The organism is Ferrovibrio sp. (genome assembly GCF_965278975.1).
Taxonomy (GTDB): domain Bacteria; phylum Pseudomonadota; class Alphaproteobacteria; order Ferrovibrionales; family Ferrovibrionaceae; genus Ferrovibrio.
Map to the genome: position 1 here is coordinate 697207 of NZ_OZ257126.1, position 23948 is coordinate 721154.

General features: G+C 63.2%; 21 protein-coding genes. 11 read left to right on the forward strand and 10 right to left on the reverse strand.

Annotation, left to right across the window (positions count from 1 at the left end; genetic code table 11):
* Positions 1-53: 53 nt before the first annotated feature.
* From sucD to ACQY7X_RS03320, 3 genes are all read right to left on the reverse strand, one after another.
* A complete protein-coding gene (gene sucD / locus ACQY7X_RS03310) occupies positions 54-932 on the reverse strand; it encodes a succinate--CoA ligase subunit alpha (protein ID WP_428248425.1) in 879 nt (292 codons plus the stop codon).
* The gene (gene sucC, locus ACQY7X_RS03315; RefSeq protein WP_428248426.1) at positions 932-2101 is read right to left on the reverse strand and encodes an ADP-forming succinate--CoA ligase subunit beta; all 1170 of its coding nucleotides are present in this window, start codon (positions 2099-2101) and stop codon (positions 932-934) included. Before sucC ends, sucD begins: the two co-directional genes overlap by 1 nt.
* Before the next feature lie 219 nt (positions 2102-2320).
* Positions 2321-2986, reverse strand: coding sequence for a LolA family protein (locus ACQY7X_RS03320; protein WP_428248427.1), 666 nt, complete (start codon positions 2984-2986; stop codon positions 2321-2323).
* Between the two features lie 102 nt (positions 2987-3088).
* Here ACQY7X_RS03320 and ACQY7X_RS03325 point away from each other — a divergent pair, with 102 nt between their 5' ends.
* The 3 genes from ACQY7X_RS03325 (at position 3089) to ACQY7X_RS03335 (ending at position 5128) form a co-directional block, all read left to right on the forward strand.
* Positions 3089-3412: a YbjQ family protein gene (locus tag ACQY7X_RS03325; protein ID WP_428248428.1), complete on the forward strand. Its 324-nt coding sequence runs from the start codon at positions 3089-3091 to the stop codon at positions 3410-3412.
* 109 nt (positions 3413-3521) lie between these two features.
* Positions 3522-4133 (forward strand): TetR/AcrR family transcriptional regulator, encoded by a 612-nt coding sequence (locus ACQY7X_RS03330; RefSeq protein WP_428248429.1) that lies wholly within the window; start codon positions 3522-3524, stop codon positions 4131-4133.
* Positions 4134-4171: 38 nt separating this feature from the next.
* The gene (locus ACQY7X_RS03335; protein WP_428248430.1) at positions 4172-5128 is read left to right on the forward strand and encodes an alpha/beta hydrolase; all 957 of its coding nucleotides are present in this window, start codon (positions 4172-4174) and stop codon (positions 5126-5128) included.
* A 15-nt stretch (positions 5129-5143) separates the two neighbouring features.
* Here ACQY7X_RS03335 and ACQY7X_RS03340 read toward each other — a convergent pair whose 3' ends face one another.
* Positions 5144-5401, reverse strand: coding sequence for a PqqD family peptide modification chaperone (locus tag ACQY7X_RS03340; protein ID WP_428248431.1), 258 nt, complete (start codon positions 5399-5401; stop codon positions 5144-5146).
* 418 nt (positions 5402-5819) lie between these two features.
* Here ACQY7X_RS03340 and ACQY7X_RS03345 point away from each other — a divergent pair, with 418 nt between their 5' ends.
* Positions 5820-7709 carry an asparagine synthetase B family protein gene (locus ACQY7X_RS03345; protein WP_428248432.1) on the forward strand — a complete coding sequence of 630 codons (1890 nt, stop codon included), beginning with the start codon at positions 5820-5822 and terminating at the stop codon, positions 7707-7709.
* Between the two features lie 27 nt (positions 7710-7736).
* Here ACQY7X_RS03345 and ACQY7X_RS03350 read toward each other — a convergent pair whose 3' ends face one another.
* Both ACQY7X_RS03350 and ACQY7X_RS03355 read right to left on the reverse strand, forming a co-directional pair.
* Positions 7737-8591: a sulfotransferase domain-containing protein gene (locus ACQY7X_RS03350; RefSeq protein ID WP_428248433.1), complete on the reverse strand. Its 855-nt coding sequence runs from the start codon at positions 8589-8591 to the stop codon at positions 7737-7739.
* A complete protein-coding gene (locus ACQY7X_RS03355; RefSeq protein ID WP_428248434.1) occupies positions 8591-9502 on the reverse strand; it encodes a hypothetical protein in 912 nt (303 codons plus the stop codon). The genes ACQY7X_RS03350 and ACQY7X_RS03355 overlap by 1 nt, the downstream gene beginning before the upstream one ends.
* Before the next feature lie 321 nt (positions 9503-9823).
* Between ACQY7X_RS03355 and ACQY7X_RS03360 the strand changes: the two genes are divergently transcribed.
* Positions 9824-11356 carry a hypothetical protein gene (locus tag ACQY7X_RS03360; RefSeq protein ID WP_428248435.1) on the forward strand — a complete coding sequence of 511 codons (1533 nt, stop codon included), beginning with the start codon at positions 9824-9826 and terminating at the stop codon, positions 11354-11356.
* 176 nt (positions 11357-11532) lie between these two features.
* Positions 11533-12606 (forward strand): Kelch repeat-containing protein, encoded by a 1074-nt coding sequence (locus ACQY7X_RS03365; protein WP_428248436.1) that lies wholly within the window; start codon positions 11533-11535, stop codon positions 12604-12606.
* Between the two features lie 161 nt (positions 12607-12767).
* Here the strand turns inward: ACQY7X_RS03365 and rpsA are convergent, their stop codons facing one another.
* Positions 12768-14495, reverse strand: coding sequence for a 30S ribosomal protein S1 (rpsA, locus tag ACQY7X_RS03370; protein ID WP_428248437.1), 1728 nt, complete (start codon positions 14493-14495; stop codon positions 12768-12770).
* A gap of 143 nt (positions 14496-14638) precedes the next feature.
* Positions 14639-15286, reverse strand: coding sequence for a (d)CMP kinase (gene cmk, locus ACQY7X_RS03375; protein ID WP_428248438.1), 648 nt, complete (start codon positions 15284-15286; stop codon positions 14639-14641).
* A gap of 290 nt (positions 15287-15576) precedes the next feature.
* Between cmk and ACQY7X_RS03380 the strand changes: the two genes are divergently transcribed.
* The 3 genes from ACQY7X_RS03380 to ACQY7X_RS03390 are packed head-to-tail and all read left to right on the forward strand — an operon-like array spanning position 15577 to position 19890.
* Complete coding sequence (locus tag ACQY7X_RS03380) at positions 15577-17643, forward strand: methyl-accepting chemotaxis protein (RefSeq protein ID WP_428248439.1); 2067 nt, start codon at positions 15577-15579, stop codon at positions 17641-17643.
* Positions 17644-17654: 11 nt separating this feature from the next.
* The gene (locus ACQY7X_RS03385; protein ID WP_428248440.1) at positions 17655-18158 is read left to right on the forward strand and encodes a chemotaxis protein CheW; all 504 of its coding nucleotides are present in this window, start codon (positions 17655-17657) and stop codon (positions 18156-18158) included.
* Positions 18159-18201: 43 nt separating this feature from the next.
* Positions 18202-19890 carry a sensor histidine kinase gene (locus ACQY7X_RS03390; RefSeq protein ID WP_428248441.1) on the forward strand — a complete coding sequence of 563 codons (1689 nt, stop codon included), beginning with the start codon at positions 18202-18204 and terminating at the stop codon, positions 19888-19890.
* On the opposite strand, the gene ACQY7X_RS03395 is transcribed toward ACQY7X_RS03390, so the two are convergent.
* Positions 19891-20670 (reverse strand): substrate-binding periplasmic protein, encoded by a 780-nt coding sequence (locus ACQY7X_RS03395; protein WP_428248442.1) that lies wholly within the window; start codon positions 20668-20670, stop codon positions 19891-19893.
* Positions 20671-20835: 165 nt separating this feature from the next.
* On the opposite strand from ACQY7X_RS03395, the gene ACQY7X_RS03400 reads away from it, so the two are divergent.
* A complete protein-coding gene (locus ACQY7X_RS03400; protein WP_428248443.1) occupies positions 20836-21750 on the forward strand; it encodes an EamA family transporter in 915 nt (304 codons plus the stop codon).
* A 7-nt stretch (positions 21751-21757) separates the two neighbouring features.
* Here the strand turns inward: ACQY7X_RS03400 and ACQY7X_RS03405 are convergent, their stop codons facing one another.
* Entirely contained in the window at positions 21758-23047 is a 1290-nt protein-coding gene (locus ACQY7X_RS03405; RefSeq protein ID WP_428248444.1) for an NCS2 family permease, read from the reverse strand.
* Between the two features lie 168 nt (positions 23048-23215).
* Here ACQY7X_RS03405 and ACQY7X_RS03410 point away from each other — a divergent pair, with 168 nt between their 5' ends.
* Positions 23216-23944: an SDR family NAD(P)-dependent oxidoreductase gene (locus ACQY7X_RS03410; protein WP_428248445.1), complete on the forward strand. Its 729-nt coding sequence runs from the start codon at positions 23216-23218 to the stop codon at positions 23942-23944.
* Positions 23945-23948 lie beyond the last annotated feature (4 nt).

Sequence of the window (23948 nt, forward strand, 5' to 3'; positions counted from 1 at the left end):
CTGTATCGCGGCGCCGCTTGTTGGCCGGCGCCGCCCTCTGCAGAGTGTTGCCGTTACTTCCCGTTCAACAGATCGACCAGGGTGGTGCCGAGCGCCGCCGGGCTGTCCGAAATGCGGATGCCCGCCGAGCGCATGGCTTCGAGCTTGGTTTCAGCGTCGCCCTTGCCGCCAGAAATGATGGCGCCGGCATGGCCCATGCGGCGGCCCGGAGGCGCCGTGCGACCGGCGATGAAGCCGACAGTCGGCTTCTTCACCTTGTTCTTGCGCATGAATTCGGCGGCCTCTTCCTCGGCCGAACCGCCGATCTCGCCGATCATGATGATGGCTTCGGTCTCGGGGTCCTTGAGGAACATGTCGAGGCAGTCGATGAAGTTGGTGCCGTTGACCGGATCACCGCCGATGCCGATGCAGGTGGTCTGGCCCAGGCCGGCCGCCGTGGTCTGCGCCACCGCTTCATAGGTCAGCGTGCCGGAACGCGACACGATGCCGACCTTGCCGCGGCGATGGATATGACCCGGCATGATGCCGATCTTGCATTCGCCCGGCGTGATGATGCCCGGGCAGTTCGGACCGATCAGGCGGGTCTTGGAGCCCTGCAGGGCGCGCTTCACGCGCACCATGTCGATCACCGGGATGCCCTCGGTGATGCAGACCACCAGCTTGAGCTGGGCGTCGATGGCTTCCAGGATCGAGTCAGCCGCGAACGGCGGCGGCACGTAGATCACGCTGGCGGTGGCCTTGGTCTTCTTCACCGCGTCGGCCACGGTGTCGAACACCGGCAGGCCGATATGCTGGCTGCCGCCCTTGCCGGGCGTGACGCCGCCGACCATCTTGGTGCCGTAGGCAATCGCCTGTTCGGAATGGAAGGTACCCTGGCTGCCGGTGATACCCTGGCAGATGACCTTGGTGTCCTTGTTGACGAGAACAGCCATTACGCGGCCTCCTTCACGGCCTTGACCACCTTGGCGGCGGCATCGGCGAGATTGTCGCCGGAAATGATCGGCAGGCCGGATTCGGCCATGATCTTCTTGCCCAGTTCGACATTGGTGCCTTCGAGGCGAACCACCAGCGGCACACTGAGCTTCACTTCGCGGGCCGCGGCGATCACGCCCTCGGCGATCACGTCGCACCGCATGATGCCGCCGAAGATGTTCACCAGGATGCCCTTCACGTTCGGGTCCTTGAGAATGATCTTGAAGGCCGCGGTGACGCGCTCCTTGGTGGCACCGCCGCCGACATCGAGGAAGTTCGCCGGCTCGGAGCCGTAGAGCTTGATGATGTCCATGGTGGCCATGGCGAGGCCGGCGCCGTTCACCATGCAGCCGATCTTGCCGTCGAGCTTCACATAGTTCAGCTCGTACTTGGCGGCTTCGAGTTCGGACGGGTCTTCCTCGTCCGGGTCGCGCATCTCGGCCACGTCCTTGTGGCGGAACAGCGCGTTGTCGTCGAAGTTCATCTTGGCATCGAGCGCGATCAGATCACCGGCGCCGGTCACCACCAGCGGGTTGATCTCGACGATGGAAGCATCGAGGCCGACGAAGGCCTGGTACATCGCCTGCAGGAACTTCACGGCCGAGCCGACCTGCTTGTCCTTCAGCTTCAGCGCGAAGGCGATCTTGCGGGCATGGAAGGGCTGCAGGCCAGTCACCGGATCGATCGCCAGCTTGAAGATCTTCTTCGGATGCTTGGCGGCCACTTCCTCGATGTCCATGCCGCCTTCGGTGGAGGCCATCACGGTAATGCGCGAGGTGGCGCGGTCGATCAGCAGGCTGAGATACAGCTCACGCTTGATGTCGCAGCCTTCTTCCACATACAGACGCTTCACAACCTTGCCTTCGGGGCCGGTCTGGTGCGTCACCAGGGTCATGCCCAGCATCGCCTTGGAGGTGTCGGTGACGGCGTCGATCGACTTCACCACCTTGACGCCGCCGCCCTTGCCACGGCCGCCGGCATGAATCTGGGCCTTCACGACCCAAACCGGACCGCCGAGTTCGCGCGCCACATTGGCGGCTTCTTCCGGGGTGAACGCGACGCCGCCGCGGGGCACCGCGACACCGTATTTGGCGAGCAGGCTCTTGGCCTGGTATTCATGGATATTCATGCGGACCTTCGGTTTTGGGGGGGCCCCTGCGGAAACCTGTGGAACCCCGGCTGTTCTCGGTTCGAAGTGCGAGCGAGGTTATAGCAGCCTTCGCTCCCGCCGCAACCTTTGCCGGGCCTTGTGAATCCGGGTTTTAGACGAAAGTTCCACGAATGGTCCCACCCCTGGGCGGACGCCTGCCGGGGGTATTGCAAAATGTAACGCGGTTGTCGAAAAAGTTTACCGGCGGCGCTGCAATTCGCGAAGCTGGGCCGGCCGCATGCCATAGCGGAAAAGGCTCTCCGGCAGGGCCGGATTGAGGTCCAGATTCGACAGCGACACGGTGGTGGTGTTGCCCTGGGCATCAAGCACCGTCCAGCCGGTGAAGCCGAGCGGCTTGTCGGCAAAGGCCAGCACCAGGCTGCCGTCACCCTGCTTGCCGGCTTCCGCCAGAGTCACCCGCAAAGCGGCAGCGCCACGCTCCAGCCGCGTCACCACCAGCTTCGGGTCCTCGAAACTGACCTGGTCGCGCACCAGGATATCCAGCGGCGTGGTGCCCAGCGGCAGGCGGTCCACCGATTTGAGCTGGCGGTCTTCCATGGTGATGTAGCTGCCATCCGAAACGATCAGCAGCGGTGCCGGCGGATCGTATTCGAAACGGAAGCGCCCGGGCCGCTGCATGGCGATCAGGCCCTCGCTGGAACTGCCATCGGGGCCGATCTGCAGGAAGCGCCCCATCAGGCTGCGGATGCCGTTGAAATACTCGGCAAGCCGCGCCAACTCGGCCTTTTCCGCCGTCGAGAACTTGCCTGCCTGCGCAGATACGGCACGCGGCAGCAAAGCGGCAAGGCCGGTGAGGCAGGCAGCACCAAGCAGTGCGCGGCGGGTCAGGCGATCAGCTTTCATGGCTTTGGCTTTAAAGCCCGGGCATGGCGAAATCAAGGCGGGCAATGCTAGGCTCCGACCCAGCATCAAGCCCAGCTCAACATCAAGCACAGGGAGCCCGCCATGATCCTGACCACCACCGACAGCGTCGAAGGCAAGCGCATCACCGCCTATCTCGGCGTCGTCTCGGGCGAGACCGTGATGGGCACCAACCTGTTCAAAGATTTCTTCGCCGGCGTGCGCGACATCGTCGGCGGCCGCACCAAGAGCTACGAAGGCGTGCTCGGCGATGCCAAGCAGGAGGCGCTGGACGATCTGGCCGAGGCAGCCAAGAAGCTCGGCGCGGATGCTGTGGTCGGCATCGACCTGGATTACGAGGCTATCAGCGGCAATGACCGCACCCTGCTGATGGTCACTGCCAACGGCACGGCAGTTAAACTGGGCTAAGCCCCCCTCCCAGGCCTGCCAAATCCATCTAACCTCCTCTTTCAGATCACTTTTCCTTGAAAACCGAATTTTTCTTGCCAACTTTACGACCGTTCGTTAATTTAACCCCATGTCTACTGCCATTCCCACCCGCGACCGCATCCTGGATGCCGCACTGATCGAAGCCAGCCTGGAAGGGCTGCGCGGCCTGTCGCTTGGCCGCCTGGCGGAGATGCTGGGCTTGAGCAAGCCGGGCGTGGTGCTACCCTTCGGCAACAAACAGGGTTTGCAGCTGGCGGTGCTGGAAGCCGCAATGGCGCGCTTCATCGCTGCCGTGTTCACCCCGAGCCTGCAGGCGCCGCGCGGCCTGCCGCGCCTGGTGGTGATCTTCCGCCTCTGGCTCGACTGGGTGGAAAAGGCCGATGGCCTGCCCGGCGGCTGCCCGCTGATTCCGGCCATGCGCGAATGGGATGATCTGCCCGGCCCACTGCAGGACAGGCTGCGCGAGAGCCACGGGCAATGGGTGAGCACGCTGGAGGAATTCGTGCGCCGCGCCATGCGCCAGGGCGATCTTGGCACTGCCGGCGATGCCGGCCTGATCACCTTCCAGCTTTACGGCCTGATCCTGGAAGCACAGCAGCATGCCCGCCTGCTGCGCGATCCCGACTGGCGCCGCCATGCCGAAAGTGCCTTCTCGCAGATTCTGGCGCGCCATGGTGCCGCGCTGGTCTCAACGGCCTGATCCCAGACAGCTCTATACAATATAAAAGGAGCCCCCCCATGACCCGCAGCAATCACCGCAAAAATCCATTGTCAAAATTAAGCACGAACGTATGGCAATATCTAAGTCTCGCCACCCTGCGGCTCGGCTACCGCCTCGGTTTCACTTTCGCCCCGGGCTATGCCGCCGAACGAGCGGCGCGGATATTCCTGACCCCGCAACGCCGCGCACCGGCGCATCTGCCCGAGCCGCAGGGTGGCGCCACGCCGTTCGAACTCGAATTCCATGGCGGCGAACTGCATGCCTGGAGCTGGGGCCCCCATAATCTCCAGGCGGTCCCCACCGTGCTGGTGGTGCATGGCTGGGAGGATGACCATCGCGGCATGACGCCGCTGGTCGACCGCCTCACCTGGTCCGGCTTCCGCGTCGTGGCGCTCGACTTGCCGGGTCATGGCCGTTCTGATGGCAGGCTGGCGCCGATACCGCAGCTTGCGGAAGCCGTAGCCGCCGTGGCACGTCTGATTGGGCCGCTGGAAGCCATCGTGGCCCATTCGCTGGGCGGCACGGCAGCGATGATCGCCATGACCGAACTGGGCGTGGTGGCGCAGCGCGCGGTGATCCTTGCCTCACCCAATCATCCGGAGCATTTCGCCCGCGGCATCGCCGGCTTCATTGGCCTCAACGAAGCCGGCTTCCAGCGCATGCGCCTGGCCATCGAACGCCTGGCCGGGCGGCCGATGCAGGCACTGCACCTGCCACCGCTGCTGCGCCGCCTCAACCTACCCGCCCTGTTCGTGCATGACCGCGCCGACCGCGTGGTGCCGCTGCAGCATAGCCGCGACAACGTCGATGCCTGGCGCGGCGCCCGGCTGGAAATCGTTGAAGGCATGGGCCATCGCCGCATCCTGAGCGACCCCGCCGTCATCGAACGGGTGCGGGCCTTCGTTGCCGGTGAAACCGCGAAGGCGGAACTCTTCAGTATGGCAAAGCCGACGCGATACGCTGCTCGAGCCTAGGGCCCGGCGCTAGATTCAGAGGTGCTTCAGCAGCCCTTCGCTTTCAAGCCGGGCAAGAAAAACAGCAACTTCGCTCCGGATGACTTCTGCGTCGCCATCGTATTCGGCGGTCAGTATCGCGACGATCGCGTCAAAACTTTTCGGAGTCTCCAGCAACGACCAAATATGAAGACCGACTGAGTTGAGGCCAAAATATTGCCCCAGTTCCACGCTCATCATCACCAGTTCGTCGTTGATGGCTGCCGTCAAGATTTTGTCTGTGCGCTGATACATCTCGCTTGCCTGGGATCCTGAAGCACCCATCGCTGCCCGTCCTCCTCGCTATTAATTGTGGCCGCTATAGCGGGCGTGGATACCACCAACTTGACCTTTGCTGTGATTTTTTTTATGCGATGCCAGCACTCAGTGCTATATTATTACAAGCTCAAGCAGGCGCGAAGCATAGATACTGGTTAAGGGGCGAAGAGGCTTGAAATGAAGGATGTTGAACAGGCGGTCACCGCAGCGAAACCCCAAGCGGGAACCAAGCGGCTGTGGCAAACACCCATCCTTGAAGTCTTACCGGTCGCGGCAACTCAGAATAACGGTCTTATTGCCCCGGGGGATGGCACGTTCTCGCCGTCGCCGTCCGGGAGCTGACTCCCGCCGCATGGCTTTTTTTGCTGGCCTAGCCAGCGTGGATTTTGCTGGTATGTCGGGCGCTGACCGGCTCGGCAACATCGCGACAACTTATGGCGGCGGCGGCAAGCCGACAGTCTGGCGGGGAACCGGGGCAGCCTTTGCGCATGTGCCGCGTCCCTTCACGCCGGAGGATCGCCTGGACCGTCTGCCGGGCAGCTTTGCCGGCGACACCTCCCGGCTGGTTTTCGATGGCAGGCTGGACAACCGCGACGACCTGATCGCGGCTCTGGAAATAGAGCCGGCACGCGCTGCCGGCCTTGGCGACGCCGCACTGCTGATGGCAGCGCTGGAACGATGGGGAACGGATGCCTGCCTACGCCTCGTTGGCGCCTTCTCGTTTGCCTGGTGGGATGCGACCTCCCATCGCCTGATCCTGGCGGTAGACGCGACCGGCGGACGGGCTGTTTTCGCCCATGACGACACTCGGCGACTTTGTTTTGCCACACGCCCCTTGGCGGTATTAGGCTTTCCAGGGGTCAAGCGGCAGATTGACGAAATCGCAATGGCCCATCTTCTGCTGGCCCGCCCGATGCCGGCGGATCACACGGCGTTCCATGGTGTTTTTCGCCTGCCGCCGGCAGGCTTGCTGGTGTGGCAGCAGGGCCGGTATTCCGTAAGCCGCTACTGGCAGCCTGATCTAGGGCGCCATATCCGCTATCGCGACAATCGCGACTATGTGCTGGCCGGCCGCGACATGCTGGACCGCGTAGTCAAGGCCAGCCTGCGCGCAATCGGACCTGTGGGCAGTCAACTGTCAGGTGGCCTCGATTCAGCCGCAGTATCGGCAACGGCGGCCCGTCTGCTGGCACCGGGTCGCCTGCATACGCTTACGGCTTTTCCCGATCCATCGGCGCCGCTGCCAAGTGGCCATCCCAGGCTCATTTACAACGAAGCCTCCCTCGCTGGAGCCACCGCTGCGCTCTATCCAAATATTGACGCCCATTATCTGCCTGCCGGCGACATCACGCCCGGAGAAGAAGATGCCAGCCGGCTATTTCAGGAATGTGGCCTGCCGCTGCGGAATTTTACCAATTTTGGCTCCTGGCAACCGCTCTATGCAAAGGCGCGGGAACTTGGTGCCTCGGTCATACTCACCGGTATATCCGGCAACCACACCCTGTCCTGGAAAAGCGAAGCTCTGCTGGCCGATCTTGCCAGTTCGGGCCGGTTTATCGCACTGGCACAACAGCTTTGGGGGTTACATCAACACGACCAAAGACTCTGGCCACAGATCCGCAGCAACCTGTTGAGCTACCTTGGCCCGGCCGGAATACGGAAGGCAGTGCGGCGATGGCGCGGCACCGACAGGAATTGGCAACTCCGCTCTTCGGCATCAGAGGCATTGGCAGCTACTGTCGATGCGGGATGGATTACAGAACGGGTACGCGCCGCAACCGACCGGCCTGATCGCGACCGCCGCCAGAGGCTTGCCTATCTGGAAAGGAACTGGGCGCAGAATCAGTGGCTGACAGGCATTTCCTATGTAACGGGCTGCGATCTGCGCGATCCGCTCGGCGACCGCAGGATGACGGAATTCTGTCTTGCCCTGCCGGCCGAGCTTTGGCAATCCGGCGGCCAGCCACGGTCATTCGCTCGCGAGGTGCTGCGTGACCGTCTGCCAGCCGTCGTGCTGGACAGCCGGGCACGCGGCTACCAGGACGCCAACTGGTTTCACCGCCTGACCGTGCTTCGTCCGGTTTTCATGGCCGAGTTGGACCGGCTCGAAAATTCGCCTGCTGCCCGCCACATGCTCAATCTGTCGCGTATCCGTGCGGTGGCGGAGGATTGGCCGGCAGACGCCGATGCGGCGATGGCCCGGGGATCGGATATGCTCGACCTGTTCGGGCGCGGCATTCATTATGGCCGATTCATCCGCTGGGTTGAGGGCTCGAACGGATAGGCATGCCTTTGACATGCCCCCACCCACTCACAAATAGCCCAGTCGTTCCATAACAGCACCATGAACGGCCTCGATGCGGGCAACTTGCGCGGCACTGAGCGTGTCACGCCATGCCCCGGCTTTTCCCTGGCGGAAAAAGGGCCGCTGCCTGGACATGACTTCCGGAAAACCGACAGCTCTTTCCTGTTCCTGCAGACGATCGAAACGTGTGCTGGCAACTGCGCCTTCTATCGCCGTGTCACTGGTGTTCCAGCCGATCAGGTCTGAAACCTGTCGCAGGGCAAAACCCATATCCGTCACCATGTCCTCGTATTTGAGTACTAGTGGAGCCAGGCCGGAATGGTCGACCCAGCTGAGGACATGCTCGCTCCAGCTGGAGTAAATCTGCGGCAAATGGAAGTGGCTCGCGTCAGTTCTGGCCGCAACGCGATAGGAGCGGTCCGCCATATGGTCTATGGCCTTATCAATATCTATACCAAAATAATGAGCATACGAGACCGCAATATCTCTCGGATCGCGCACAAGGTAGATAGCGGCTGCCGTTGCCTCGGCAGGAAACATTGCCTCGCCATCCTGGGTTCTTCCCCAGCAATCATGCACTTTCCATACGCTGACTTTTTCCGCCACCATATCAAGCAATCCGTGGACTTGCGGCCTTAGCAGCAGCACTTCTTCAGGCGTCAAATCGGATGAATCGATATCAAGCAGCGCATCCAGCCTATACCGCATGGCCAGAAAGGCTCCGATACCACGCTTCAGGTGATTGAGCTTCACCCCGGCGCCGCCGTCGCGCAGGCTGGTCAGTGCAATCCGCATCCAGGTATTGCCGGATTTTGGATAGGAAGCCAGCCAGACATTACCTTTCCTGCGGACAGGCTCCATCAAGCCTTCCCCAGCAGCAGTTCAAGTTGCGGAACAGCGTGTACAAGCTTTTTCACACCATCGGGCAGGTATAGCGCATAGAGCGGCACGGCACTGGAAAGCGATGCGCAATTCTGGAACTGGCGGTCACCAAAGCCCAGCAGGCTGGCAGCGGTACGGCGATAGATATTGTCGTACAACATCCGGACCGCTTCCAGGCCATCCAGCGGCATGACTCGCAGCTCATCCCCCTTCATGCGTGAGCGCAGATGATAGATTGCATCAAGCCGTCTCGGTACAGGGCTGAAATGAGCAAGAGCTGACCGATCGAATTTTTCCATGCTGACCGTGCTGCGCAGATGCCTTCCAGGCTCGATGCCAAGAGCATCGAGCGTGTCACGCCACAATTTCTGGCGGGGAAAACTTGGCAGCACCGTGGGGCCATCTTCGGCTTGAAGATCGAGCACCGTTACATCATCAGACAGCAGTTGCGCGCCGCGGGCCATAAGCAGGGCAGCCATCGTCGACTTGCCGGTGCCTGACGATCCGGACAGGGCTATGACCCTGCCATTAAAGAGCACGCAGCTTGCATGAAGCGGGAGCATACCGCGCTGATGGCACAGGAACCCCAACACTGAGCCGAGGAGAAACAAGGCAATATCCGGCGTACCCTTCGGATGCGGGGTGTCAATGATCACTTCCCGCCCGGCTCGCACGAGATAGTTTGCTACATTCCTGACTGTGAAGCGCAGCAAACCCTGCTCGTTGACCTGTATCAGCGGCGTTCGCTGAACCGTGCCGGATAGCTCCGAGGCTATCTTGCCGAGGCGGATCGAAACATCAGCCGGCCTGTCGTCTCCGGTCCAGGGCGGCAATTCTGGAAGGGGCCAGTCAGTGCTTACACGCCAGCCGCAAAGGGTAAGGTCACTCATCGTTTTTTCGCGCAGCCTGCCAGTTAAGACGCCAACAATAATGCTAACTAAACGCTACATTCCGCCCATCGGAATCAATCTCTTGCATCATCTAATGTATTATACGGCGGATTGGCAGTGGGCCCATCTGCGGTCTCCATTCTTTGAGAAAGAACCACAAGATATTGAAATAAATAATGAATTATGTATGAAGCATCATTCCAGACTTTGGCAAATCTGGCCTCCTGGAAGGCCCCCTGGCAGCACAAACCACGCTGTGGTTGAAAATCCAGCAGGCCATTCGGACTCGGCAGCGGCGCGGTTTCGGCTTATGACGGAGGTATGAACGTTACTGCTGCGCCCGCCTCGCAGGGCCCCCTGATCGTCTGCGAGAATACCGAAGAGCTCTACAGTCCGCGTGGCCGCGCCGCCGTGGCAAGGGCTGCCGCCGATTACTTGGAGGAGAACAAGCTCACCGCGCTTGAACTTCTGTCTTCCAGCGAGCAGGCACGCATGGTGGTGAACAGCGACACCCTGTTCGGCGCCCTGGTGCAGCGCGTTGCCATTGCCCAGGCCCAGGCGCTGAAGCAGGGCGTGCGCGACCGCGTCAACAAGCTCACCGCTTTGCTCAATGGCGCCGTGACCCAGACGCAGCAATTCGAGAAGCGCCTGCCCCCGCCGCCGGTGGATGCCGCCGGCCTCTCGAAACTGGTGCAGAGCGATCCACTCTACGGCGAGCGCATAGCCTTCGCCGCCCTGACCCGCCACATGGCCTTCACCCGGGGCTGGACCGAGAAGGCTGAACGCTGCTTCCTGCTGCTTGGCGACCCGCGGCGGCCGACCGCCGATGCAGAGGCGCTGAAAATCATGGATGCCGCCCTGGCGGAAATCCTGCTGGCCCGTACCGGCGTGCCGGAATTGATGGGCAAGGCGCGCAATCCACTGCACCGCATTGCGCAATTACTTTCGCTGCTCGATGCCCGCTTCGCCATGCCGGCGGAAGAACCCGTGACCGAACTGGCCGAGAAACTGACGCAGCTGATGCACGGCCAGACGATGCCGGCGTTGCGCGATGCCGTGCTGCAGCTGATCCGCCGCCTGCTCGACAGTTCGATCCCCTTCGTTGCCGACGAACCGAACGAGGAATTCCGCGCCACCCGCCTGGTCTATGAAACGCTGACCCGCGACCAGGCCCTGGCCGTGGAGATCGGCGTGGCCGACCGCATGGAAATACGCATGAAGCGGCTGGTCACACGGGAGAATCTCGCCCGCCTGATCCAGGGCATCTATGCCGGACCGAAGCTGATGCAGGCATTGATGCTCTATGAGCAGACCATCGGCGAGGGCGCGCGCGACATCCTGCTGAAATTCGTGCAGTACATGGCCGAGCATCGCGATCTGGCGAAGGATTTCGCCGATCCCTCCACCAGCCAGGCCGAGAAGCTGGAAATGGCCGAGGCGATCCGTGACAAGCTGAGCACCGCCGGCCTGCCCGAGCATCGCCGCGAGAAACTCACCGAGCTGATCGACCACCTGATCGGCACCATCAAGGCTGGCGAGCAGCGCCGCTCCCCGCGCACCATGTGCGGGCCTGAAGACCATGTGCTGGTCGAGAGCATGAAGGTGCCGCTGAAGAACTGGAGCGCGCTCGGCCTGCTGTTCGGCCCGGTCAGCGCATCACTCAGCACAGGCGAGAAGCTGCGCCTCACGGTGCGGATCAAGAACCCGAAAATCCAGATCTCCTTCGAGGCTGAGGCGGAAGTGATGCGTGCCGCCCAGGATGGCATGATCGCGGTGAAATATGTCTGCCACGACCGCCAGATCGCCAAGATGATCCAGCATTATTTCGACCCCGTGGGCGCCGCCAAGGGTTAGGGAGCATTTTCAGTATCCGTGACGCCACAGCCACCGGCTTCTGGATACTTGATGTCCAGGCCCGCTCCTCGACCGTCTAAAACAGCAGCCCGACAGAATCCCGCTTCCCGGCGGAGACAGCCTGGCTTAGCCTCTCCCGATTGCGGATTTGAGTCTCGGATTTCAGGGAGGATCGGATGATCAAGCGCAGAAACGTGCTGGCGGGCATGGGGGCAGCAGCCATCGCCGCCCCTGCAACCGCCTGGGCGCAGCATGCCGGCCATGGCCCGATGTTCGAGCGGCTGGACCGCCCGGGCCGCATCCCGGTGCCGGAGGTGGCTCAGGAGCAGCGCGTCACCGACAGCCCGGCGCCGAAGGCCGCCAATCAGGGCCGCTGGGTGGAGCGCGCGCCGCTGCCTCTGCCGCGCAGCGAAATGGCCTGGGCCACCGTGCTGGACAACAAGATGCATATTGTCGGCGGTTATGGCGAGCAGCGCGTCGACCGGCCTTACCATCATGTCTACGACCAGGCCGCCAACCGCTGGATTGATGCACCGCTGCTGCCGCGTGGCGCCAACCATGTCGGCGTCGCGGTACTGGAAGGCAGGCTCTATGCCATCGGCGGCTTCGTTGAGCAGAACCGCAAGCCGGACACTCTCTGCTTCGTGTTCGAGAACAATGCCTGGCGCGGCATCGCCCCCTTGCCGCAGGCTTTCGCGGCGATTGCCTGCGTCGCCCTGAATGGCCGCCTCCATGCCATTGGCGGCGCCATCGGCGATACCTTCGAAACCAAGAAATCCGTCGACTGGCATCTGGTCTATGACCCGAAGGCCAACAAATGGGAAAGCGCAGCGCCGTTGCCCACGGCACGCGACCATACCGGCACCGTGGTGGCCAATGGCGTGATCCATGTGATCGGCGGCCGGGTGGACAGCTTCCACACCAATTCCAACCTGCACCACACCTATGATGCCAAGGAGGACCGCTGGCGCATGCGCAACCCGCTGCCGACCGCGCGCTCCGGCCATGGCGCCGTGCTCTACCGCAACCAGATCTTCATCATGGGCGGCGAAGGCACCAACCGGGTCTTCGGCCAGAACGAAGCTTACGATCTCGGCAGCGACCGCTGGCAGGCCTATGCGCCGATGCCGACACCGCGCCATGGCCTCGGCGCTGTGGCCATCGGCGACTACATCCACGTTGCCGGTGGCGGCGCGGTGATGGGCGGCGGCGTGCAGAGCGCCGTACATGAGGCGTTTACGCTGGGGTAGCACTCTGCTGTCATACCCGCGTAAGCGGGTATCCCATTGACCGACAGAAATGGGGCCCTCGCTTCCGCGAGGGTGAAACCAGGAGAACAGACCAGATAAAGAAAAACCCCGGCGGATCGCTCCGCCGGGGTTTTCCGTGAAACAGGGTGTGAGGGAACCGCTTACTGCGCGGCGTCCTCGTCCTTCTTCTTGCGCATGGCGGCGCCCAGGATGTCGCCGAGCGAGGCACCCGAATCGGCGGAGCCATACTGCTCCATCGCTTCGCGCTCTTCCTCGATCTCGCGCGCCTTCACCGACAGGCTCAGCTTGCGCGCCTTGCCGTCGATGGTGACGATCTTGGCGTCCAGCTTGTCGCCGACCGAGAAGCGGTCCGGGCGCTGCTCGTCGCGGTCACGCGACAGCTCAGCCTTGCGGATGTAGCCCTGCACGCCGTCGCCGACGCTGACCGTGATGCCGCGCGGATCAACCGCCACCACCGTGGAGGTGACGACATCGCCCTTCTTCAGGCTGCCGAGCGACTGGAACGGATCATTGGCGAGCTGCTTGATGCCGAGGGAGATACGCTCCTTCTCGGTATCCACGTCCAGCACCTGCGCCTTGACGATCTGGCCCTTCTGGTACTCCTTGATGGCCTCTTCGCCCGCCTTGTTCCAGTCGAGGTCGGAGAGGTGCACCATGCCGTCGACCTGGCCGTCGAGACCGATGAACAGACCGAATTCGGTGATGTTCTTGATCTCGCCCTCGATGACCGAACCGATCGGATGCTTGTCGGCGAAGGCGTCCCACGGATTGGCGAGGCACTGCTTCAGGCCCAGGCTGATGCGGCGCTTGGCCGGATCGACTTCCAGGATCATCACTTCCACTTCCTGCGAAGTGGAGACGATCTTGCCCGGATGCACGTTCTTCTTGGTCCAGCTCATTTCGGACACATGCACCAGACCTTCCACGCCCGGCTCCAGCTCCACGAAGGCGCCGTAGTCGGTGATGTTGGTGACGCGACCGATGAACTTCGCGGTGACCGGGTACTTGGACTTCACGCCCTCCCACGGATCCGCCTCGAGCTGCTTCATGCCGAGCGAGATGCGCTGGGTTTCCGGATTGACGCGGATCACCTGTACCTTGACGGTCTGGCCGATGGTCAGCACCTCGGACGGGTGGTTGACGCGACGCCAGGCGATGTCGGTGACATGCAGCAGGCCGTCGACGCCGCCGAGATCAACGAACGCACCGTAATCGGTGATGTTCTTGACCACGCCGTCGAGGATCTGACCTTCCTTGAGGTTCGACACCAGTTCCGAACGGGCCTCGGCGCGGCTCTCTTCGAGCACGGCGCGGCGCGACACCACGATATTGCCGCGGCGGCGATCCATCTTGAGGATCTGGAACTGCATCGGGTTGCCCATGAGCGGGCCGACATCGCGCACCGGGCGCACATCGACCTGGCTGCCGGGCAGGAAGGCGACGGCGCCGGACAGGTCGACCGTGAAGCCGCCCTTGACCTTGCCGAACAGGATGCCTTCGACCCGCTGGTTGGCGTTGAACGCCTGCTCCAGCTTTTCCCACGCCTCTTCGCGGCGAGCCTTGTCGCGGCTGATCACCGCTTCACCCATCGCGTTCTCGATGCGCTCGAGGTAGACCTCGACCACGTCACCAACCTTGATTTCGGCCGGCTGGCCGGGGGCGGCGAATTCCTTGATCGAGATGCGGCCTTCGCACTTGAGGCCGACATCGATCAGGGCAAAATCATTCTCGATCGAGACCACAACGCCCTTGACCACGGAACCTTCCATGGAATTGGACGTGCTGAAAGACTCTTCCAGCAGGGCGGCAAAATTCTCGACTTCCATCGGCTCAGCCTGAAGGGCCGCCGCGGCGCTACGTTTAGCCATATTGTCTCCTGAAGTCCCCGAGGGCTGGTGCTTGCCGGCTGCCTGCGGACATGGTCCTGGAGGCTGTGCCGCGGGGGATGCAAGCGGGTCCGGCGCTGACGCTAGGGCGGCGGAGGGGTTTGATTGAGCACCCGGGGCAGGCGTCAGCGCCCCAGGACCCGGGCGACAATCTCTGCTGCCGCCTCGGCGGCGGCATCTATAGCCAAATACGAGGTATCGAGCAAGTGGGCATCCACCGCTGGTTTCAGCGGCGCGGCGGCGCGGGAACTGTCCTGGGCGTCGCGCCGGCGCAGATCGGCCAGCACCTGCTCGAAGCCGACATCCCCGCCTTTCGCCAGTAATTCCTTATGCCGGCGGTCGGCACGGACTTCATCGCTGGCGGTAACGAACAGCTTTACCGGCGCATCGGGACAGACCACGGTGCCGATATCGCGGCCATCCAGTACGGCTCCCGGCTCGCCGCCCGGGGGCGCGGCAGCATAGCGGCGCTGATACTCCAGCAAGGCGGCGCGCACACCTGGGATCGCCGCCACTTTGGAGGCCGCCAGCCCCACCGCCTCGCTGCGCAAATCCGGTGCCGCAAGATCGTCGGCGTTTAGATTTGCCGCAGCTTTCGTGGAAAAATCCGCATCCACCGGGTCGCCGCCGAGACGCAGCACCTTCGAGCCTACCGCGCGGTAGAGCGCGCCGGTATCGAGATAGGCATAGCCGAAACGGGCGGCCAGAAGCCGCGCCAGGGTGCCCTTGCCGGCCGCGACGGGGCCATCGATTGCGATCACGAAGCTGGTCATGGCGGTGTATTAGCGCAGAGCACGGCTGCTGCCTAGGCATGCGTCGGATGCATGACTGCCCGTCTGAGTTTGCAATTGCGAGATGATCCGTGCTCGGCCATTTTCCGCCCCGTCCACAACCGCTGCTCGGGCTGCTGCCCGCCCGGCGAGTGGCCGCCTCCCGCGGGAAGGGGGGTGCATATCACGCCGATGGGGGCCGCGATTGTTACCGGCGCCGCCCCATCACCATCGGCACTCCGCTCTGGTCCTATTATGAGGCCTGCCGGCTGCCCGGCAGGCAGGGGGTAGCTATGCGCCTGCTGTCGCGATTCAACATCGGTATCCGCATTTTCATCGTACTCGGCCTGCTGGTCGCACTCACCATCGGCGTTGGCGCCATGGGCGTGAATGGCCTCGACCGTTACGAAGAACAGTCGAACGCCATGTCCAGCGTATCCGAGCGCGCCATGCTCAGCCTCAAGGTCAATGCGGCGATCACGGCCATCGTCGGTGACACCCGTGGTGTCTACACCGCGCGCAACCAGGATGAAATGAAGAGCGCCAATGCCGACCTGCGCCAGCATATCAAGGAGGCTGAGGAACTGATCGGGCTGTGGGAAACCAAGGTGCCGGCAGAATCGCGCCAGGCCTTCACCGATCAGGTCCGGGCGCCGATTGCCGCCTTCATCAAGAGCCGCCAGCAGATCGCCCGCGTCGCCGAACTGGACAGCACCATTTCCGCCCAGCTTGAAGCCGACCGGGAGGATTACCGCGAGCTGCGCCAGAATATCATCACCACTTTGGTGACCGTGAGCGACCGCAACGCCAAGGCGGCGGACGACATGAATGAGGCGCTTACCGTATTCTATAACCAGCAGCGCCCGGCGCTGATCTGGGGCAGCGTTACCGGCCTGGTGATCGTGCTGGCGCTGGCGCTGTTCATTGTCATCGCCACCATCACGCGACCGATCACCGGTATCACTGCCGCGATGCGCCAGCTGGCCACCGGCGACCTGGAAACCCGGATTGCCGGTGCCGAGCGCCGCGACGAAATCGGTGCCATGGCCAAGGCCGTGGGCGTGTTCAAGGACAACATGGTGGCCCGTGCCGAGGCGGAAGCGCAGATCGAGGCACAGCGCAAGAGCGACGAGCAGGCCCGCGCCGAGCGTGAAGCCCGCGAGAAGGCCGCCATTGCCGAGATCGGTGAATTGTGCGACCGCATCGCCGCCGGCGACCTGCAGAGCCGCCTCGACGAAGCCGGCAAGGATGGCTTCCTGCTGACCATGAGCCAGCAGCTCAACAGCCTGGCCGCCATGCTGCAGACCATGACCGGCGAACTCGCCAGCATCACCGGCGCCATGGCCGAGGGCGACCTGAGCCGCACCGTTAACGGCGATTATGCCGGTGTGTTCGGCGAGTTGAAGCAGAGCGTCAACGGCATGTCGACCACCCTGCGCGATTTCGCCGGCCAGCTCGGCCAGGCCTCCCATGCGGTGCGCGATGCTTCCGCCGAAATCTCCGCCGGCAGCCAGGATCTAGCCAGCCGCACCGAGGCACAGGCGGCGAATATCGAGGAAACCGCTGCCTCGATGCAGGAGATCACCGCCACGGTTAAGCAGAATGCCGAGAATGCCCAGGCCGCCAACCAGCTCGCCACCACAGCGCGCGAAACGGCGAACAAGGGCGGCGGCATCGTCGGCGAGGCGGTGCAGGCCATGGGCCGGATCGAGGACAGCGCACGCAAGATTTCCGAAATCATGAGCCTGATCGACGAGATCGCCTTCCAGACCAACCTGCTGGCGCTGAACGCTTCCGTGGAAGCGGCCCGCGCCGGCGAGGCCGGCAAGGGCTTCGCTGTCGTGGCGCAGGAAGTGCGCAGCCTGGCACAGCGTTCGGCCGGTGCCTCGAAGGAGATCAAGGCACTGATCAACGAGTCGAACGGTCAGGTGCGCCAGGGCGCCAGCCTGGTGCAGCAGGCCGGTACCAGCCTGGAAGACATCGTCGGCGCGGTGAAGAAGGTAGCCGATATCGTTGGCGAAATTGCCGCCGCCAGCCAGGAACAGGCCGTGGGCCTGGAGCAGATCAACACCGCCGTCGCCGGCATGGATGAAACCACCCAGCGCAATGGCGCCCTGGTGGAAGAGACCTCGGCCGCCGCACAGCAGCTCGCCACCCAGGCCGAGCAGCTTTCCGGCCTGGTCGCGTTCTTCCGTGTTGACACCAAGCCTCAGGCGCCGCGTGCCGTCGCCAATGACCGCAAGCCGGTCGCCGCCAAGACATCTGCCGCCAAGGCCGCGACCAAGCCGGTTCTGAAACTGGCTGGCAACACCGCGCTCAAGGCCGAAGCCGAGAACGACGCCTCGTGGACCGAGTTCTAAGGAAAACAGCCATGAACGAGATTGCCACTGCCAACAGCCCCACCCCCCTGCTCGCCACCTTCACCGGCGATGCCCCGCGCGACTTCCTCGCCTTCACCGTCGCCACCGAGAGCTATGCCCTCGATATCCTGACGGTGCGCGAAATCCGTGGCTGGACGGCGGAAAATCCGCTGCCGAACAGCCCGGCGCATGTGCGCGGCGTGATCAACCTGCGCGGTGAAGTGGTACCGATCTACGATCTGCGTTTAAGGCTTGGTGCAGCCGCCACACCACCGACACCCAGCCATGTTGTGATCGTGATAGCCGCTGCCGCCGGCACCTATGGACTCCTGGTTGACACAGTTTCCGATATACTGTCGCTGGCACCGGGTGATCTGCAGCCGGTGCCACAGACGGGGCTGGGCAGCGATCATGCCTTCCTCGCCGCCCTGGCAACGCGCGGCGAGCAACTGGTGTCGATCCTGGATCCGGACCGCCTGCTGGGCGCAACGGCGGTGGCTGCCATCGCCGCATAACCGGCTCTGACACCACGGTCTTTGCCGATAATGGGGGGCGACGATGATCCGGAAACTGCGCCGTTTGTGGCAGGTGCCCCGCGCCGCGGTCATCGTCTTCACCATTCTGGTGGTTGCCGGTATCTGGGCAACGGCAGCGCATCGCATAACCGCCAGCCGCGACCAGATCCGGCATGATGCCGAAAGCGAACTATTCGGCGCCCAGAAGGCATTGCAGGCGCATTTGCGCAAGACGTTGGAAACGGCCCAGGTGCTGCTTGCCGGCATAGACCACATGCTTGGCAGCGAACTCAACGACATGGCCGCCATCGAACGCCTGATAGAACGCATGCAGGGTTTCGACAATGAACCGATCGAAATCGGCCTGATCGGCGAGGACCAGAAATTGTGGCGGCTGGGCAATCCGCGCAGCAGCGCCGTGGACGTCAGCGACCGCGAATATATGCGGGCGCTGGCATCTGCCGAGCCCGGACAGCTCTATATTTCTGCCGTAAGCAGCAGCCGGGTTTCTGGCCGACCGGTGATCACGCTGACCCTGCGGACCGATTCCAACCGGCATGGCATTGACGCGCTGCTTGCCGCCGTGCCGGTGGCGCATTTCCGCGAAGCCTACAGCGACTTCCTGATTTCCGCCCCAACCTATCTCGGCATTGCCCGGCAGGATGGCCTGATGCTGTTCACCGCCAGCAACGAGCGGAATCTTTTCGGCGCCCGGATGCCTGATGGTTTTCTTGATGACCTGCGCCGCAGCAAGGGACCTAGCGGCGTGATTGAATATACTGGCGGCGCCACCGTGCCGCCGATGCTGGCCGGCTATGCCATGCTGGACAAACTGCCGGTCACCGCCTTTGTCGCCGTTGAACTCCAGGATCTCACGGCCAAGTGGCATCGCCAGTTGATATTGCCGCTGGCGCTTGGTGGCATCGCCACGCTGCTGACAGTTGGCTTCATGCTGTTGATCCTGGCCCTGTTGCGCCGACGCGATGCCGAGGCGGCGCGGGTGCGCTGGGCGCTGAACCGGGCCGAGGCGGCAAACGAAGCCAAGCGGCATTTCATGGCGCGGATGAGCCACGAACTGCGTACGCCGCTCAATGCCATCCTGGGTTTTTCCGAGGTCATCGCCACCGGCATGCTGGGCAGTCTGAGCGACACTTACCGCCGCTATGGCCAGGATATCCACCGCAGCGGCGAGCATCTACTGAGCCTAGTGAATCAGGTGTTGCAGATCGCGCGGCTGGAATCCCAAGCCATGCCGCTGAACGAAGAAAACTGCGACGTGGTAAAGGTGGTAAACGAAGCGGTGGACTTGGTGCGCGCCCAGGCCGCCGCGCGGCAATTGCAGATCGGCATCGGCGACATGCCGACCGCCGCGCTGAAAGCTGATCCTTTGCTGCTGCGCCAGATGCTGCTCAACCTGCTCAGCAATGCAATCAAATATACCGAACCCGGCGGCTCCATCGTGGTATCGGCATTACAGGCAAGCGATGGCCTCAGCATCGTGGTGAGCGATACCGGGCGCGGCATTTCGCCGGATGAGCGCCGCCATGTCTTCGAGCCATTCGGCCGCGCCAACGCCATGGTGGCACGGCCGGAAGATGGCATGGGCCTCGGCCTGCCTATCGTACGCTCGCTGATGGCTTTGCATGGCGGGCGCATCGACCTGCGCTCGGCGCCGCGCCGGGGCACAGCCGCCACGCTGCGCTTTCCCCAGGGCCGCGTACTGGCGGCCTGATTACTCCCAGTTCAGCATGATGCGGGTGATGCTGCCATCGCCGTTCATGGCATCCAGCGCGCGCTGCAGCCGTTCGGCCACAGCCGTCTTCGCCTTCGGCACGGCGACATAACGCGCCACGCGGTCAAACGTCTTGCCAAGGAAGCGGATTTCCTCGCGCAAGCCTTCCTGCTGCGCCAGATAGGCCAGGGTGACGCGGTCGCCGATGATGGCATCGACGCGTTTCGCCGCCAGCATGCGCAACAGCAGGCGGTTGTCGCCGGCAGTGCTTTCCTTCCGCAGATACGTCGCCTGATCGAAAGCAGCGCCATAGGTGTAGCCCTGCACCACACCAATGCTGAACGGTATGAAATCCTCCAGTTTATCCCAGTCCGGCATGCCATCGCGCGGCACGGCGAATACTGTCTCGCCATGGCGGAAGGGGCCAACCATGTGGAATTTCTCGAAGCGGTCCGGTCGGCCGACAAACTGGAAGGCAGCATCGATCTGGCCCAGTTCGAGGAGCTGCTGCACCCGGTTCCATGGCGCCGGCTCGAAGCGCGGCTCGGCGCCAGCCCGCCGCACCAGGGCAGTAATGATCTCCGCATCCATGCCAGTGATCCTGCCCTGATCGAGCCAGTTATAAGGCGGGAAGAAACTGTCGCAGGCGATCACCCAGGTTTCGCGGGCCGGGCCTGAAGCTTGAGCCTGGCCCATGCCCGGCGCGCCGATCAGCAGCAATGCCGCCAGCAGCAGTCGCCAAGTTGCCGTAGCCCAAAATGCCATGGCAGGGCCAAGCATGCGTTCCGTTCCTCAAGGTTGCACACCAAGCTTAACCACAGGGCCGGTAACGTCCAGCAAAATCAGCAACTTGAAAATCCCTTCACCCCCACTTGCGGCTTTCTCATTTGCTTAAAATTGCAGCACATCGTATCCACTGCGCACCAGCGACAAGGAAGCCGCGCCATGGAATGGGCCTGGATACCGATCACCATCTGGGCCGCCGCCTGCCAGACTGTGCGCACCGGCCTGCAGAAGCATCTCAAGGGCCGCCTCAGCACCAATGGCGCCAGCTTCACGCGCTTCGTTTTCGGCATGCCGCTGGCACTGATCTACCTGTGCATCGCCGCCCAGGTCAGCCAGGCGCCGGTGCCGGCAGCCAACAGCAGCTTCCTCGGCTGGATGCTGTTTGGCGCCGTGGCGCAGATCATCGCCACCAATCTGCTGATCCTGGCGCTGTCTTTACGCAATTTCGTGGTCGGCACCGCCTATTCCAAGACCGAGGCGATCCAGGCGGCGATCTTCGGTGTGGTGCTGCTGGGCGAGACGATCAGCGCGGCCGGCGTATTCGCCATCATCCTCGGCACCATCGGCGTGATGCTGATTTCGCTGCGCGGCAGCGATGACAAGCTGCGCGCCTTCCTGTTCGGCTGGACCGAGCGTTCGGCGCTGATCGGCATTGCCTCGGGCGGTTTCTTTGCCGTCTCGGCCATCGGCTTCCGCGCCGCCTCGCTTTCGTTGGAAGCGGCTAATATCCCGCTCGCCGCCGCTACCACGCTGGCCTATGCCACGGTGACACAGACCCTGCTGATGCTGGCCTTCATCGCCTGGCGCGAGCCGGGACAACTGCGCGCCGTTGCCACCGCCTGGAAACCCGGCCTGATGGTGGGCGTCACCTCGGCTGCCGGCTCGGCCGGCTGGTTCACCGCCATGGCGCTGCAGGTGGCGGCCTATGTGCGCATGCTGGGGCTGGTGGAGATCGTGTTCACGTTCCTGATCGGCTATTTCGCCTTCCGCGAAAAACCGAGCAGCACCGAGATCATCGGCGTGGCGCTGCTGCTGAGCGGTATCGCCCTCAGCCTCGCCACGCACGCGATCTAGACTGAACTCAGGCGAATGCCAGCTTGGCGACGAAGGCAATCGCCAGCAGGATCATCACGAAGCTGACTTCCTGGATGCGGCCCGCGAGCAGCTTCGACACCACATAGGCGATGAAGCCGAGCGCGATGCCGGTGGCGATCGAGAAGGTCAGCGGCATGGCGATCATCGTCACCACCGCCGGGGCATACTCCGTCACATCCTCCCAGTCGATCTTCACCATGCTGCCAGCCATGACGCAGGCAACAAAGAACAAGGCCGGCGCGGTGGCGAAAGCCGGAATCGAGGTGGCCAGCGGCGCAATGAAGATCGACAGCAGGAACAGCAGCGCCACCACTACTGCCGTGAGGCCGGTGCGGCCGCCGGCGCGGATACCGGAAGCGGATTCGATGTAGCTGGTAACCGTGGAAGTGCCCAGCGCGGCACCAACCATGCAGGCAACCGAGTCCGAGATGAAAGCCGGGCCGATACGCTTCAGCTTGCCATCCTCGTCCATCATGCCGGCGCGTGGCGCAATCGAAATCAGCGTGCCGGTATTGTCGAACAGGTCGACCATGAAGAAGGCAAAGACAATGGAGACCAGGCCGACCGAAAGCGCGCCGGGAATATCAAGCTGCAGGAAGGTCGGGGCCAGGCTTGGCGGCGCCGAGACCAGACCGTTGAACTTGGACACACCAGCAACGATGCCGATCACGGTGATAGCCAGGATGGCGATCATGATCGAGCCGGGTATCTTGCGGTAATCCAGCGCCACGATCAGCACGAAACCAAGGCAGGCAAGCAGGCCGGCCGGCGCGCCGATCTTGCCCAGCGTGACAATGGTGGCCGGATGCGCCACCACGATATTGGCATTCTCCAGCGCGATGATCGCAAGGAACAGGCCGATGCCGGCGCCAATGGCCATCTTCTGGCTCATCGGGATGGCATTGACGATCTTCTCCCGGATCGGCAGCACGCTGATGATGAGGAATAGACAGCCCGACAGGAACACGGCACCCAGGCCGACCTGCCAAGTGTGGCCCATGCCCAGCACCACGCCATAGGTGAAATAGGCGTTCAGGCCCATGCCCGGCGCCAGCGCCACCGGATAGCGCGCCCACAGGCCCATCAGCGCACTGGCGAAAGCGGCGCTCAGGCAGGTGGCGACGAAGGCGGCCCCCTGGTCCATGCCGGCCTTCGACATGATCATCGGGTTGACGAAGATGATGTAGGCCATGGTGAGGAAGGTGGTGAGCCCCGCCACCAGTTCGACCCGCACCGTGGTGCCGTGTTCCTTCAGGCGGAAATAACTTTCGAGCATGTGATATCCCCCAAGCCTGCGTCCGGCAGCCCCCGCCACCCTCGGAGTCGCAGCGCATCCGATCACGGAACTGTAATGCCGGCGCTTGAGTCGCGCCAACTGGATTCCACCTTCCTTGCCGCCACCATTCATATCTGATATGTCAGTCAGACTAAGGGAGAGACAGGTATGGGCAGGTATTCATTCGATTTTTCCGGCCAGGTGGCCTTGGTCAGCGGTGGCAGCAGCGGCATCGGTCGCGCCATCGCGGAAGCCTTGCGCGATGCCGGCGCAAAGGTGATCGCCACCCATCTGCCGGGCGAGGCACCGGATGCCGATGGCATCAAGTTCGTGCCGCTGGATGCGGCCGACCAGGCCGGCGTCGAAGCTCTGATCCACCATATCGGCACTGACCCGGGCCGGCTCGACATCCTGGTGAACTGCGCCGGCATGATCCGCCGCCAGGCCGAATTCGACATGCCGACCTTCCTGCGCGTGCTGGATGTGAACCTGGCCGGCACGATGCGGCTCTGCACCGCCGCCAAACCGCTGCTGGCGCGCCAGGGCGGCAGCATCGTCAACACCGCCTCGATGCTCAGCTTCTTCGGCGGCGGGCTGGTGCCGGCCTATTCCGCCAGCAAGGGCGGCGTGATGCAGCTCACCAAATCGCTGGCGATTGCCTGGGCCGGCGAAAATATCCGCGTCAACGCCGTGGCGCCGGGCTGGATCGCAACCCCGCTGACCCAGGCATTGCAGGATGACCAGGGCCGTTCGCAGGCCATTCTCGACCGCACGCCGATGAAACGCTGGGGCAGCCCTGAGGATGTCGCCCGCGCCGTGCTGTTCCTGGCTTCCGATGCCGCCGGCTTCATTACCGGCAGCATCCTGCCGGTGGATGGCGGCTACGCCGTCGCGTGAAGGA